The organism is Streptomyces sp. NPDC007896 (genome assembly GCF_042959425.1).
Classification (GTDB): domain Bacteria; phylum Actinomycetota; class Actinomycetes; order Streptomycetales; family Streptomycetaceae; genus Streptomyces.
Genome location: NZ_JBIBKX010000010.1, coordinates 130,724 through 144,340, shown reverse-complemented (window position 1 = coordinate 144,340; position 13,617 = coordinate 130,724). Strand labels below are relative to the sequence as shown.

The 13,617-nt window shown below is 70.4% G+C and carries 13 protein-coding genes and 1 pseudogene; 6 read left to right on the top strand and 8 right to left on the bottom strand.

All coding sequences use genetic code 11. The annotated features are described in order from the left end of the window. Positions 1 to 10 precede the first annotated feature (10 nt). The gene (locus tag ACFZDJ_RS30250; RefSeq protein WP_391063567.1) at positions 11 to 811 is read left to right on the top strand and encodes a maleylpyruvate isomerase family mycothiol-dependent enzyme; all 801 of its coding nucleotides are present in this window, start codon (positions 11 to 13) and stop codon (positions 809 to 811) included. An 82-nt stretch (positions 812 to 893) separates the two neighbouring features. Here the strand turns inward: ACFZDJ_RS30250 and ACFZDJ_RS30245 are convergent, their stop codons facing one another. The 7 genes from ACFZDJ_RS30245 to ACFZDJ_RS30215 all read right to left on the bottom strand — a co-directional run bounded on the left by ACFZDJ_RS30245 (position 894) and on the right by ACFZDJ_RS30215 (position 7,584). Then, positions 894 to 1,583, bottom strand: coding sequence for an LAETG motif-containing sortase-dependent surface protein (locus tag ACFZDJ_RS30245; protein ID WP_390933546.1), 690 nt, complete (start codon positions 1,581 to 1,583; stop codon positions 894 to 896). A 149-nt stretch (positions 1,584 to 1,732) separates the two neighbouring features. Continuing rightward, entirely contained in the window at positions 1,733 to 2,848 is a 1,116-nt protein-coding gene (locus tag ACFZDJ_RS30240; RefSeq protein WP_391063564.1) for an LOG family protein, read from the bottom strand. Between the two features lie 98 nt (positions 2,849 to 2,946). Next, on the bottom strand, positions 2,947 to 3,354 hold the full coding sequence (locus tag ACFZDJ_RS30235) for a VOC family protein (RefSeq protein WP_075031245.1): 408 nt from the start codon (positions 3,352 to 3,354) through the stop codon (positions 2,947 to 2,949). 188 nt (positions 3,355 to 3,542) lie between these two features. After that, a complete protein-coding gene (locus ACFZDJ_RS30230; protein ID WP_391063561.1) occupies positions 3,543 to 4,790 on the bottom strand; it encodes a hypothetical protein in 1,248 nt (415 codons plus the stop codon). Beyond that, on the bottom strand, positions 4,772 to 5,509 hold the full coding sequence (locus tag ACFZDJ_RS30225) for an ABC transporter ATP-binding protein (protein ID WP_168511620.1): 738 nt from the start codon (positions 5,507 to 5,509) through the stop codon (positions 4,772 to 4,774). The genes ACFZDJ_RS30230 and ACFZDJ_RS30225 overlap by 19 nt, the downstream gene beginning before the upstream one ends. A gap of 189 nt (positions 5,510 to 5,698) precedes the next feature. Further along, the gene (locus ACFZDJ_RS30220) at positions 5,699 to 7,081 is read right to left on the bottom strand and encodes an aspartate aminotransferase family protein (RefSeq protein WP_099920431.1); all 1,383 of its coding nucleotides are present in this window, start codon (positions 7,079 to 7,081) and stop codon (positions 5,699 to 5,701) included. Next, positions 7,066 to 7,584: an Lrp/AsnC family transcriptional regulator gene (locus ACFZDJ_RS30215; RefSeq protein WP_054235338.1), complete on the bottom strand. Its 519-nt coding sequence runs from the start codon at positions 7,582 to 7,584 to the stop codon at positions 7,066 to 7,068. The genes ACFZDJ_RS30220 and ACFZDJ_RS30215 overlap by 16 nt, the downstream gene beginning before the upstream one ends. Before the next feature lie 165 nt (positions 7,585 to 7,749). Between ACFZDJ_RS30215 and ACFZDJ_RS30210 the strand changes: the two genes are divergently transcribed. Together ACFZDJ_RS30210 and ACFZDJ_RS30205 are read left to right on the top strand one after the other, a co-directional pair. After that, entirely contained in the window at positions 7,750 to 9,189 is a 1,440-nt protein-coding gene (locus ACFZDJ_RS30210; RefSeq protein ID WP_168496093.1) for a gamma-aminobutyraldehyde dehydrogenase, read from the top strand. A 472-nt stretch (positions 9,190 to 9,661) separates the two neighbouring features. Beyond that, positions 9,662 to 10,852, top strand: coding sequence for a spermidine/putrescine ABC transporter substrate-binding protein (locus ACFZDJ_RS30205; protein WP_168511622.1), 1,191 nt, complete (start codon positions 9,662 to 9,664; stop codon positions 10,850 to 10,852). A gap of 95 nt (positions 10,853 to 10,947) precedes the next feature. Here the strand turns inward: ACFZDJ_RS30205 and ACFZDJ_RS30200 are convergent, their stop codons facing one another. Next, on the bottom strand, positions 10,948 to 11,853 hold the full coding sequence (locus ACFZDJ_RS30200) for a helix-turn-helix domain-containing protein (RefSeq protein ID WP_391063558.1): 906 nt from the start codon (positions 11,851 to 11,853) through the stop codon (positions 10,948 to 10,950). 275 nt (positions 11,854 to 12,128) lie between these two features. On the opposite strand from ACFZDJ_RS30200, the gene ACFZDJ_RS30195 reads away from it, so the two are divergent. From ACFZDJ_RS30195 to ACFZDJ_RS30185, 3 genes and pseudogenes are all read left to right on the top strand, one after another. Beyond that, positions 12,129 to 12,452: a carboxymuconolactone decarboxylase family protein gene (locus tag ACFZDJ_RS30195; protein WP_390933541.1), complete on the top strand. Its 324-nt coding sequence runs from the start codon at positions 12,129 to 12,131 to the stop codon at positions 12,450 to 12,452. Between the two features lie 78 nt (positions 12,453 to 12,530). Further along, a complete protein-coding gene (locus ACFZDJ_RS30190) occupies positions 12,531 to 12,938 on the top strand; it encodes a cupin domain-containing protein (RefSeq protein WP_168511628.1) in 408 nt (135 codons plus the stop codon). A gap of 189 nt (positions 12,939 to 13,127) precedes the next feature. Next, positions 13,128 to 13,583, top strand: a pseudogene (locus ACFZDJ_RS30185) (zinc-binding dehydrogenase); the annotation flags it as partial. Between the last annotated feature and the right edge of the window lie 34 nt (positions 13,584 to 13,617).

Genomic DNA, 13,617 nt, shown 5'->3' with positions numbered 1-13,617 from the left:
GGTGCGGTTCATGACGCCACTCGCACATGACCGCTACTGCGACGCGATCGAGCGGGAGGTGCGGCTGCTGAGGGACGTGGTGACGTCCGGGGCCGACCTGTCCGCGACCGTGCCGACCTGCCCGGACTGGTCGCTGGAGCGGCTCGTGCGGCACACGGGCGGGGCGCTGCGCTGGGTCGAGCTCATCGTCCGCACGAAGGCGCAGGAGAACGTCCACGACGAGCAGGTGCCGCTCCTTGAGGGACCCGCCGCCGAGGGCGACCCCGCCGCGCTGGACGCCTGGCTCGCCGAGACCGGCGAGATGCTCGTCGCCGCGCTGCGCGAGGCGGGGCCCGCCACCAAGGTGTGGGCCTGGGCCGGGGACCTGAGCTCCGGCTTCTGGGCCCGCCGGATGACGCACGAGCTGGTGATCCACCGCGCCGACGCGACGCCGGCGGCCGGGCTGCCGTACGAGGTGGCGCCCGATGTGGCCGCGGACGCGATCGACGAGTGGCTGGGGATCATCGAGTTCGTGCAGCGGACGCGACCGCACGACGCCGCCGCGGCCGCACTGCGCGGCCCGGGCCGCAGCATCCATCTGCACGCCACCGACACCCCGCCCGAACTCGACGCAGAGTGGGTCGTCGAGCTCACCGAGGAGGGTGTCGTCTGGCGCAGGGACCACGAGAAGGCGACCGTCGCGCTGCGCGGCCCGCTCACCGACGTCCTGCTCGCCTTCTACCGCCGACTGCCGCTGGACGACGGGCGGTTGGAGGTGCTGGGGGAGCGCGAGCTGCTGGACTTGTGGCTGGAGCGGGCGACCTTCGGCTAGCCGGCGCACCCGGACAGGCGTGTGGCCCGCCCCCTTCGAGAGGGACGGGCCACACGTTTCACGCGGAGGTACGGTGTGCGGTTCAGCTCGACTTCGAGGCGCCGCGGCGACGCATGCCGAAGAACACCGCTCCGCCGCCGACCAGCACGAGGGCACCGGCGACACCGGCGATCATCGGCGTGTTGGAGTTCGCACCGGTCTCGGCGAGGTTGGAGCTACCGGCCGCGGGGGACGGGGCGTTGTCGCCCGGCGTCGCGGGCGCGGCGCTGCTCTGCGACTCCGACGGGTTCGCGGAAGGCGTCCCCGAGGAGGCGGGCGAGGACGGGGTCTCCGACGGCTTCGGGGTCTCCGAGGCCGACGGCGAGGGCGACTCGGTCGCGCAGGCCGTGGACGGAGCGGTCACGTTCTCCTTTATGTCCGCGTCGACCTGGTTTCCGGCCTTGACGTGGACGCGGTACGTGGCGTTCGGCTTCCAGTCCTCGGCGAAGGTGATGGTGACGCCTTCGCGTGAACCCTTGACCTCCTGCTGGCCGACCTTCTGCACGTCGGCACCGTTGTTCTCGAGGAACACGGAGACGACCGCCGGAGTGCCGGAGTAATCCACGTCCGTGACGGCGATGACGCCCTTGGTGCCGTCACACTTGGCTTCGGCGGAGAACTCACTGATGTTGCAGGCAAGGGCGTTGCCGGCGGCACCGAGCGCGAGCGCGGCGGTGGCGGAGGCAACACCGAGGATTCGCACGGAACGTGCGGTACGGCGAGATATGGACACGATTGCCCTTCACAGAATGCGCAACTGCGGGGGGTTTAAGGGGGGTTCTGCTGTGTCAACAGGGCCCCCTCGGGCCTCACAGGTTTATAAGTGCCGCCTAAGGGCTGTCAATGCATATGCCCTGCCGTGCCGTCGGCTTTGCCTTGTCATTAACCGCCGAGGCGTTTGAGCGCCTCCGGTGCCTCCTCGATCCGGTCCACCAGTGCGATCCGGGACTCCATGGACCGTTCGCGGGCAAGGGACTGGAGAAGGGGCCAAGTGGGGTGTTTTTCGGTCCAATGCGCACGGTTCACGAGAACCATGGGGGTGGGCTCGCCGCGTGACTCGTAGTAGTTCGGGGTGGCGTTGTCGAAGATCTCCTGTACGGTCCCGGCGGCGCCCGGCAGGAAGACGACACCCGCGTTCGAGCGGGCCAACAACCCGTCCTCCCGGGTCGCGTTGGCGAAGTACTTGGCGATGTGGGCGGCGAAGGCGTTCGGCGGTTCGTGGCCGTAGAACCAGGTCGGGATGCCGACGGAGGGGCCGCCGTCCGGCCAGCGCTCGCGCACGGCGAAGGCGGCGCGCGCCCAGTCGCCGATGGAGGGGGTGAACGACGGTGCCTCGGCGAGGAGCCGGAGCGCCTCGGTGAGCATCTCGTCGTCGAACGGGGCGGCGTACGCGCCGAGGTTCGCGGCCTCCATCGCGCCGGGGCCGCCGCCGGTGGCGACCGTGAGCCCGGCGCGCGCCAGTTCGCGCCCCAGGCGTGCGGCGCCCTCGTAGGCCTCCGTGCCGCGCGCCATCGCGTGACCGCCCATCACGCCCACGACTCGGGTGCCGGCGAGGAGTTCGTCGAGCGCGTCCGACACCGAGTCGTCGTGGATCGCGCGCAGCATCGACGCGAGGACGTCGCCGTCGGCCTTGGTCTGCTGGAACCAGGCGTACGCGCGGGCGTCCGGGGTCGCCTCGTAACCCGTGTCGAGCGACGCGAAGAGCTCGTCCGGGGAGTAGAGCGATCCGCGGTAGGGGTCGAAGGGCAGTCCGGGTATGGGCGGAAAGACGAGCGCGCCGGTGGCCCGTACCCGTGCAGCCGCCTCGGGGTCCATCGGGCAGCCGAGGAAGACGGCGTCCGCGGTGTCCACGGCGAGCAGGGCGTCCGTACGGTCCGTCAGATCCACTGCCTGGACGCGGAACCGGGCGAGCGAGCCGTACTCCGAGACGACCTTGTCGAACTCGGCGAGGGACTCGATCTCGCGGTCATGGGCGGCGTGAAGGGGAGTTGGCTGCACGCGGCCATGCTAGGGGTGGGTCCTTCGGCCGCGGGCGGCGGTCTCCCCCCTTTGAGTGTGAGGGGGACACGCGCGTGAGTGTCCCCCCCGGGGGGTGCTCAGCTCTGGACCGCGGCCGGGTCCATCCACATGACTTCCCAGGTGTGGCCGTCCAGGTCGTCGAAGGTGCGGCCGTACATGAAGCCGTGGTCCTGGGCCTCCCGGGTCCCCGAGCCGCCCGCCGCGAGGGCCTTGTCACAGAGCTCGTCGACCTTCTCGCGGCTCTCGGCGCTCAGACACAGCAGCACCTCGCTGGTCTTCGTCGGGTCCGCGATCTCCTTCTTCGTGAAGTCCGCGTAGCGCTGCTTGCTCAGCAGCATCGCGATGATCGTGTCGCTGATGACGACACAGGCGCAGTCGTCCGTCGTGAACTGCGGGTTGATCGTGTAGCCGAGCTCGGTGAAGAACTTCTTCGAGGTGTCGACGTCGTTCACGGCGAGGTTCACGAAGATCATCTGCTGGTACATGAGGGGTCTCTCCCGGCGAGGGTGAAGTGATGTGGTGCCGTTCGCAGAGGTAGACCGCCACTCCGCGCGGAACTCATCGCCCGGCGGGAAAGAAGGAAGGGGGAAAGAAAAGAAGGAAGGGGGAAAGAAGGGGGGAGAAGAAGCGGGAGGGACCCAGGAGGGAAGCGGGCGAGAAACAGTACGCGTGCTCAGCGCACCAGCGGCACCGCCGCCAGCTCCGCGACCACCCAGGTCAGCGGGCCGAACGCGGCGAGCAGCGCGCCCGCGCGGAGCAGCGCGGCGCCCCGCAGCACCGTGGTCGGCGCCCCCATGCGCAGCAGCGCCGCCGTGGTGTCGGCGCGCGCGTGCTTGGCCTCGACCGCCGACGTCAGCAGGGTCGCGACGGTGCACCCGGCCACGAGCAGCGCTCCGAGCGTGCTGAGCGGACCGAACGAGGGCCGCGCCCCCGAGTACACCGTCGCCATGGCGTACGCGCCGGACGCGACCGCGCACACCACGCCGAGCGGGCGCCCGATGCGCCGGGCCTCCTCCTGAAGGACGCGCCCGGCGAGCAGCCGCAGCACGCCGGGGCGTACGGCCTGGAGCAGCCGCCCGCACAGGTGCGTGATCGCGGGGGCGGCCAGCATCAGCCCGAGCGCGGTCAGGGACCAGCCGCCGAACACCCGGGCGGGGCCGCCCGTGAAACGGCCGGGCAGCGTCAGGCCGGGTCCCGAACGGCTCGCGTACGCCTCCACGGCAAGGCCCGCCGCGATGACGGCGGTGCCCCAGGGCAGTCCCCCGGGGGTGGGCAGCGGAGGGGCGGGCTGCTGCGGATCCAGCGGGCGTCCCGGCTGGTCGGCGTACGGGCCGGACTTGGCGCGTGTACGGGACGGCTCACGGGGGGAGTCGCCGTCGGCGCCTGGCCGTCGGGGACGGGTCGGCCGGGGACTCCGCGGTCGCAGCGCCACCGCGCTCGCCAGGGAGGCGGCCAGCGGCACCAGCAGCAGCAGGGTCACGGCCGCGGGCAGCGGCAGCGGGTAGTCGGAGGCGAGGAAGGCCGCCGCGCCGCCGTCGAAGGGCACGCCGGGGAGGTCGCCGCGCAGGTGCAGGAAGACGAGCAGCGCGAGCACCGAGCCGAGCGTGGTCGACAGGGCGGTGGTGACCGCCGAGATCGCCATCAGCTGGCCGGGGCCGAGCCCGACCGCCGAGAGCCCAGGGCGCGGCCGGGTCCCCGGGTCCGTACGGGCGACCGCGACCGCGAAGTGCACGGTGGCGGCGGCGGGCGCGAGGCACCACAGGAGCCGGAGCAGCGCGCCGGCCGAGGGGTCCGGGTGCGCCAGCGCGTACCCCAGGGTGCACAGCAGCAGGAAGCCGGTGCCGGCCGAGGCGGCGACGACAAGAAGTCTGCGCAGCTGGACGAGGGAGTGGGCCCCGCGGGCTAGACGGAGAGCGAGCACGCGGCCCGGCCTTCCGTCTCGACGACCGGGGGCAGATGGAGGGTGTTCACGCGCCGTCCGTCGAGCAGCGAAATTGTGCGGTCGGCGAGGGCCGCGGTGTCCGCGTAGTGCGTGGCGAGGACGACCGTGATGCCGTGGGAGCGGGCCGCCGAGGTGAGGGTGCGCAGGACGTGGGCGCCGTCGGCGCGGTGCAGCGGGGCGGACGGTTCGTCGGCGAAGAGCACCTTGGGGGAGAGGGCGAGCGCCCGGGCGATGGCGACGCGCTGCCGCTCGGTCTGGAGCAGGGCGTGCGGGCGTTTGCGGGCGCAGTCGCGGATGTCGAGGCGTTCCAGCCATTCGAGGGCGGCGGTCTTGGCGGCCCGGCGGCCGCAGCCGCGCAGCATCAGGGGCAGCGCCGCGTTCTCCCAGGCGTTCAGTTCCGGTACGAGGACGGGCGTGGGGTCGATCCAGCCGAAGCGGTCGCGGCGCAGCCGTTCGCGGGTGACGGGGTCCATGGTGTGCACCGGCGTGCTGTTGAACCAGACCTCGCCCTGCTGGGGCAGCAGCTGCCCCGACAGACACTGGAGCAGGGTCGTCTTGCCGCTGCCGCGCGGGCCGCCGACGGCGAGGATCTCGCCGTCGCGGATGCCGAGCGAGACACCGCTGAGCGCGGGCGAGCCGTTGTGCTTGACGTGCAGGGCGCGTGCCCAGAGCACGTCGTTGTCCGGCGGGGCCACCATCGCGTACACCTCGTTCAGATCTGATTTGCGCTGCCAATCCCCCGGACGAGGGAACGAAGGCAGGGCCGATCGGTCACTTGGCACGCTAGGGAGTCGGGGCCGTCAGGCCGGACAGCACGCGGCCCCGGGGCGCCCATTCTCACTCGAACGGACGGCACCGGGGCCGTTGTTGATCATCCAGGAGGAAGATCAGAGCTTCGTCCACGCCTCCGTCAGCACCTGACGGACGATCCCCTCGATCTCGTCGAAGGTCGACTGGTCGGAGATCAGCGGCGGCGACAGCTGGATGACCGGGTCACCGCGGTCGTCGGCGCGGCAGTAGAGGCCGTACTCGAAGAGCTTCTTGGAGACGAAGCCGTAGAGCACGCGCTCCGACTCCTCGTCCGTGAAGGTCTCCTTGGTGGCCTTGTCCTTCACCAGCTCGATGCCGTAGAAGAAGCCGTTGCCCCGGACGTCGCCGACGATCGGCAGGTCGTGCAGCTTCTGCAGGGTCTGCAGGAAGTTGGCCTCGTTGTCGAGCACGTGCTGGTTGAGGCCCTCGCGCTCGAAGATGTCGAGGTTGGTGAGCGCCACGGCCGCGGAGACCGGGTGACCACCGAAGGTGTAGCCGTGCAGGAAGGTGTTGTCGCCCTTGTAGAACGGCTCGGCGATCCGGTCCGAGACGATGGTGGCACCGATCGGGGAGTAGCCCGAGGTCATGCCCTTGGCGCAGGTGATGATGTCCGGGATGTAGTCGAACTTGTCACAGGCGAACATCGTGCCGAGGCGGCCGAAGGCGCAGATGACCTCGTCCGAGACGAGCAGCACGTTGTACTGGTCGCAGATCTCGCGCACGCGCTGGAAGTAGCCGGGCGGCGGCGGGAAGCAGCCACCGGCGTTCTGCACCGGCTCCAGGAAGACCGCGGCGACGGTCTCGGGGCCCTCGAAGAGGATCTCCTGCTCGATCTGGTCGGCGGCCCAGCGGCCGAAGGCCTCCGGGTCGTCGCCGTGGATCGGGGCGCGGTAGATGTTGGTGTTCGGCACCTTGTGCGCACCCGGGACGAGCGGCTCGAAGGGTGCCTTCAGGGCCGGCAGGCCGGTGATGGACAGGGCGCCCTGCGGGGTGCCGTGGTAGGCGACCGCACGCGAGATGACCTTGTACTTCGTGTGGTTGCCGGTGAGCTTGTGGTACTGCTTCGCCAGCTTCCACGCGGTCTCGACGGCCTCGCCGCCGCCCGTGGAGAAGAACACCTTGTTCAGGTCGCCCGGCGCATAGTGCGCGAGGCGCTCGGCGAGTTCGACGGCCTTCGGGTGGGCGTAGGACCAGATCGGGAAGAAGGCCAGCTCCTGCGCCTGCTTGAAGGCGGTCTCGGCCAGCTCCACGCGGCCGTGGCCCGCCTGGACCACGAACAGGCCCGCAAGACCGTCGAGGTAGCGCTTGCCCTTGTCGTCGTAGATGTAGGTGCCCTCACCACGGACGATGGTGGGAACGGGCGCGTTCTCGTACGAGGACATGCGGGTGAAGTGCATCCACAAGTGGTCGTACGCGGTCTTGCTCAGGTCCTGTGTGCTCACGGCTATCGGGTTCCCCACATGTAGGTCTGCTTCTTGAGCTTCAGATAGACGAAGCTCTCGGTGGAGCGCACCCCGGGCAGGGCCCGGATGCGTTTGTTGATGACGTCCAGCAGGTGGTCGTCGTCCTCGCAGACGATCTCGGCGAGGATGTCGAACGAGCCCGCGGTCATCACCACGTACTCGACTTCCGACATGGCGGTCAGCGCGTCGGCCACCGGATCGAGGTCGCCCTCGACATTGACGCCGACCATCGCCTGCCTGCGGAAGCCCACGGTGAGCGGGTCCGTGACGGCGACGATCTGCATCACGCCCTGGTCGAGCAGCTTCTGGACGCGCTGGCGCACGGCCGCCTCGGACAGGCCGACGGCCTTGCCGATCGCGGCGTACGGACGGCGTCCGTCCTGCTGGAGCTGCTCGATGATGGCGAGGGATACGGAGTCCAGCTGGGGACTGCCGTTCCTGGACTCGCGGGTGGAGTCCCTGGGGTCTGCGCTTCGACTGGCCACGAGTTCACTGTGCACGACGTCTCGACGGTTCCGCAAGGCTGTAGCGATGAAATTCGTTGTTTACGAGGTCGTAGCTTGCGGATTTCGCAGTCAGGGGGCGACTGGGGGTGTTGAAAACGTGGGCCCACGGATTAGGGTGGGTGTCTCAGCGATTGGACACCTGAACTTGGAGGGCCGGCAGTGAGCACCGAGCTGCGTCGTCTGCGCAATTACATCGACGGTGAGTTCCGGGACGCCGCCGACGGGCGGACCACCGAGGTCGTCAATCCCGCGACCGGCGAGGCGTACGCGAGCGCGCCGTTGTCCGGTCAGGCCGACGTGGACGCCGCCATGGCGGCCGCCGCCGCGGCCTTCCCGGCCTGGCGCGACCAGACCCCCGCCGAGCGCCAGAAGGCCCTCCTGAAGATCGCGGACGCGTTCGAGGAGCGGGCCGAGGAACTGATCGCCGCCGAGGTCGAGAACACCGGCAAGCCGATCGGGCTGACCCGGTCCGAGGAAATCCCGCCCATGGTCGACCAGATCCGCTTCTTCGCGGGCGCGGCGCGGATGCTGGAGGGCCGCTCGGCCGGCGAGTACATGGAGGGGATGACCTCCATCATCCGCCGCGAGCCGATCGGTGTCTGCGCGCAGGTCGCGCCGTGGAACTACCCGATGATGATGGCGGTGTGGAAGTTCGCCCCGGCGCTCGCGGCGGGCAACACGGTCGTCCTGAAGCCCTCGGACACCACCCCCGCCTCCACCGTCCTGATCGCCGACATCATCGGCGGCATCCTGCCCAAGGGCGTCTTCAACGTCATCTGCGGCGACCGCGAGACCGGCCGCGCGATGGTCGAGCACCCGACCCCGGCGATGGCCTCCATCACCGGCTCCGTACGCGCGGGCATGTCCGTCGCGGAGTCGGCGTCCAAGGACCTCAAGCGGGTCCACCTGGAGCTGGGCGGCAAGGCCCCGGTCGTGGTCTTCGAGGACACCGACATCGCCAAGGCCGTCGAGGACATCTCGGTCGCGGGCTTCTTCAACGCGGGCCAGGACTGTACGGCCGCCACCCGCGTCCTCGTCCAGGAGTCCATCCACGACGAGTTCGTCGCCGCGCTCGCCAAGGCCGCCGCCGAGACGAAGACCGGCCAGCCGGACGACGAGGACGTGCTCTACGGCCCGCTCAACAACCCGAACCAGCTCAAGCAGGTCGCCGGGTTCATCGAGCGGCTGCCCGCGCACGCCAAGGTCGAGGCGGGCGGCCAGCAGGTCGGCGACAAGGGCTACTTCTACGCCGCGACCGTCGTCTCCGGCCTCAAGCAGGACGACGAGATCATCCAGAACGAGGTCTTCGGGCCGGTCATCACCGTCCAGTCCTTCACGGACGAGGCCCAGGCCATCGAGTGGGCCAACGGCGTCGACTACGCCCTCGCCTCCTCGGTCTGGACGAAGGACCACGGCCGCGCGATGCGGCTGTCGAAGTCCCTCGACTTCGGCTGCGTGTGGATCAACACCCACATCCCGCTGGTCGCCGAGATGCCGCACGGCGGCTTCAAGAAGTCCGGCTACGGCAAGGACCTGTCGGCGTACGGCTTCGACGACTACACGCGGATCAAGCACGTGATGACGTCGCTGGACGCGTAGTTCGTACGGTGTGAACCGCGCGGCCCCGGACGGGAGTTGATCCCGTCCGGGGCCGCGGTGTTCCCCCCTCGCGATGGTCAGGATCGCCAACAGTGGTCCGGTGATTCCGTCCGGCCGGGTGACCGACCTGTTCCAGCCCTTCCGCCGGCTCGGCGCCCTAACGCGTATGGGGACGCGACGGTCTCGGCCTGGGCCTGGGCCTGGGCCTGGGCCTGTCGATCGTCGCCGCCGTCGCGACGGCGCACGGCGGCTCGGTGGCGGCGTGGCCGCGCGAGCAGGGCGGACTGAGCGTGAAGGTCACGCTTCCGCCGCGCTGACTCCGTACGAGGTGGCCGTGCGAGGCGGCCTTACGAGGTGACCGCAGCAGGTAACCGCCTGGAAACCAGGCGATTGACAGGGTGTCGGGTCGGCGCGCGACCGCTCGACGCAGCGTCCATTGTCCGCGCGGAGTCGCAGCAGGCATGCTGCCGGGGTGCCAGAGATTCGGAAGACCTCGCCCCGCTCCCGCCGGTCCCTGCTGCGCGCCCTGGGCGGGGGTGCGGCGCTCGGGGCCCTCGCGGGCTGCGGGGTGCCCGCCGCGTACGTGTCACCCGGTGACCGCGCCGGAGCCGACCTCTCGGCCCGCGACAAGCGGCTGACCTGGGCGAACTGGCCGCTGTACATAGACACCGACGACAAGGACCACACGAAGCGGCCCACGCTGGACGCCTTCCGCAAGCGCACCGGGATCTCCGTCGACTACATCGAGGAGATCAACGACAACGACGAGTTCTTCGGCAAGATCAGCCCGTCCCTGATGAACCACCAGCAGACCGGCCGCGACCTGATCGTCATCAGCGACTGGATGTGCGCGCGCTTCGTCCGGCTCGGCTGGGTGCAGGAGATGGACCGCGCCAGGCAGCCGAACGTCGCCAAGTACCTCGACCCGCTGCTGAGCCGGCCCGCGTTCGACCCGGGCCGCAAGTCCACCGTGCCGTGGCAGTCCGGTATCACCGGCATCGCGTACAACCGCCGCAAGCTCGGCCGCGAGATCAACCACGTCTTTGACCTGTGGGCCCCCGACCTCAAGGGCAGGGTCACCCTGCTCTCCGGCCTCGACGAGGCGTTCGCGCTGCTCATGCAGGGCAACGGCGTCGACATCACCCGGTGGAAGGCCGACGACTTCCACAAGATCTGCGACCAGGTCGAGAAGTACGTGCACAGCGGCCAGATCCGCCGCTTCACGGGTAACGACTACACCAAGGACCTGGTCAGCGGTGACGTACTGGCCTGTCAGGCGTACTCGGGCGACGTGATCCAACTCCAGGCGGACAACCCGGACATCCGCTTCGTCGTCCCCGAGGAGGGCGCCGAGCTGTGGTCCGACTCGCTGATGATCCCCAACCTGGCCCGCCACAAGGCCAACGCCGAGAAGCTCGTCGACTACTACTACGAGCCCGAGGTCGCCGCCGAACTGGCGTCCTGGGTCAACTACGTCTGCCCGGTCCCGGCCGCCCAGCACGTCCTCGCCTCCTCCAAGGACGAGGACACCGCCGCCCTCGCCGAGAACCCGCTGATCTTCCCGAACGCCACCATGCGCAAGCGGCTGGCGATCGCGCGCGACATCACGTCCACGGAACGCACGGAGTTCGCCAAGCGCTGGAACACGATCGCGGGCCTGTGACGGCCCTGCGACGGACGACGCTTCCATCCGGAGCCATGCCTGGTGGAACGCCATGCGCACCGGCAGGCCGCTCACCTCGTCCGAGGTGGCATCACTCAGCTCCGCTGTGCGCTCTGCTCACCGCTGGTGGTTGCGGTGTCCGGCTGCTCGTCCTGGTCGAGGGTGGCGGCCCAGCCGGCGAGGAGTTTGAGGCTGTCGTGGGACGGGGTGCCGGGCTCGGCGCTGAGCGCGGTGAGGGTGAGGCCGGGGTCGGTGGGGATAGGCATGGCCTCGAAGGGGAGGGAGAGTTCGCCGACCGCGGGGTGGTGGAAGCGCTTGACGCCGGTCTGGTGCAGTCGCACGTCGTGGGCGGCCCACAGGGTGCGGAACTTCTCGCTGCGGGTGGAGAGTTCGCCGACGAGGTCGGTCAGGTCCCGGTTGTACGGATCGCGTCCCGCCTCGGTGCGCAGTAGCGCCACCGCTCCGGCGGCCTGGGCCTCCAGCTGGGGCAGGAAGTCGGCCGCGCCGGGGTTGAGGAACTCGTACCGGGCGAGGTTCACGGGCCGGGCCGGGTCGGCGAACACCGGGTCGTACAGGGCGCGGCCCAGCCTGTTGGTGGCCAGGATGTCCAGGCGGCCGTTGCGGATGAAGGCGGGTGCCTCGGTCATCGCGTCGAGCAGGTGCTGCAGGGTGGGCCGGATCGGCCGCGGGGTCCGGCGGCGGGGTGCGCGGCGGGTGGTGTTGGCGGTGCGGGCCAGGTCGTCGAGGTGGGCGCCCTCGGCTTCGTCGAGCTGGAGGGCGCGGGCGAGGGAGTCGAGGACGGTCTCGGAGACGCCGGAGAGGTTGCCGCGCTCCAGGCGGGCGTAGTACTCGGCGCTGACACCGGCGAGCAGCGCGACTTCTTCCCTGCGCAGCCCCTTGACGCGCCGGTTGCCGCTGTAGGCGGGCAGCCCCGCCTGCTGGGGCGTGATCTTGGCGCGACGGCTGGTCAGGAACTCGCGTACCTCGCTCCGGTTGTCCATGGCTTCGAAGCTACGTGGGCTTCCTCGGCGGTGTCTGCGGCGGTGGGGTGTACTGCCAGTACACGTATCGACGAGTTCTTCCACGCACGTGTGACCTGCGGTTCCATCGGTTGTGGCGCGATCGGCACCAGGCCGACCGGCCCGGTCGGCCGGAGCGTCGTCCGGGTGGCGGCGGCCGCGGCCTGCGGGCGCAATGAAACCCCGGCGCGGTGTCGCCCACCCGTCTGACGGCGGGCCGATCGGCGCCGTCGCGCACCGTGGAAAGGACACGAACGATGACGGAGAAGACCCAGCCGGGCCCGCGGGAGCTGTTCGGGGACGTCGCTCCCGCGCTGGCCGCCTACAGCGAGGACGTGCTGTTCGGGCAGGCGTGGAAGAGCCCGGAGCTGTCGCCGAGGGACCGCAGCCTGGTGACCGTGGCCGGCCTCATCGCCGGTGGCAGCAGCGAGCAGCTCACCTTCCACCTCCCCTTGGCCAAGCACAACGGCGTGACCGAGGCGGAACTCATCGAGACGATCACCCACATGGCGTTCTACGCCGGATGGCCCAAGGCGATGTCCGCCCTGACCGTGGCCCGGGAGCTGTTCCGCTCGGCCTGACCCCGTCCCACCTGCGGGACCTCGTTCTCGTCACCCCCTCACGGCCGCCCTGCGGCGGCCGACGCAAGGAGTACCACCATGGAGATCCTCAAGCAGCCGGCGACCATGAAGCTGCCCGCCCAGATGGTCACGGGCGACGCCTGGGCGGACGTGATCCACCGGGGCGAGGAGCCCTCCCGGGCGCGGGCCAACATGGTGCGCTTCGCGCCGGGTGCCCGCACCGCCTGGCACAGCCACGGCCTGGGCCAGACCCTGCACGTCGTGTCCGGAGTCGCCCTGATCGGCACCCGGGACGGCGTGATCATCGAGGCCCACCCGGGCGACACCATCGGTTGCCCGCCCGGCGAGGAGCACTGGCACGGGGCGACCCCGGACCGGTTCATGGAGCACATCGCGCTGTGGGAGGGCGACGAGGTCAACTGGCTGGAGCACGTCACCGACGCCGAGTACGACGGCCCGCGCACCAGCACCCGTACCTCGCACTGACCACAGCCGAAAGCAGCGCAGGCGTCAGCAGTGACCAGGGACGGCACACCCCACACGGTGGCGGTGATCACGCTCGCGGGAGATCGCCGAGCGGAACCGCCACGTGCCTCCTCCACAACGCCGTGGCAGCCGAACCGATGCTGACGCCGCCGACCGGATGACCTCGACGCGCCGCCGTCCGCAGAGCCGGAGCGGATCATCGCCAAGAGCCGCCACGCCTCCCGGCAGCAACTGGCGGCCGAGTTCGGCGCCACCGACATCGTCGCCGAGCGCGGTGACGGGGGCGTCGCCCGTATCAAGGAGCTCACCGGCGGCACCGGCGCCGACTCCGTCCTGGAGTGCGTCGGCACGCGGGAGTCCATGCGGCAGGCCGTTCAGTCCACCCGCCCCGGCGGCAACGTCGGCTTCGTCGGCGTCCCGCACGACGTGGCCATCGACGGCCAGGAACTGTTCTTCTCCCACGTCGGCCCGCGCGGCGGCCGCGCCCCGGTACGCCACTTCCTGCCCGACCTGATCGACCGCGTCCTGTCCGGCCGTATCGACCCGGGCAAGGTCTCAGACCTGGTCCTGCCGCTGGACGAGGCCGCCGAGGGCTACCGGGCCATGGACGAGCGCCGCGCCGTCAAGACGTTGCTGCGCCCCTGACCCAGCCCCGCTTGCGTGACCGCCGATGACCTGA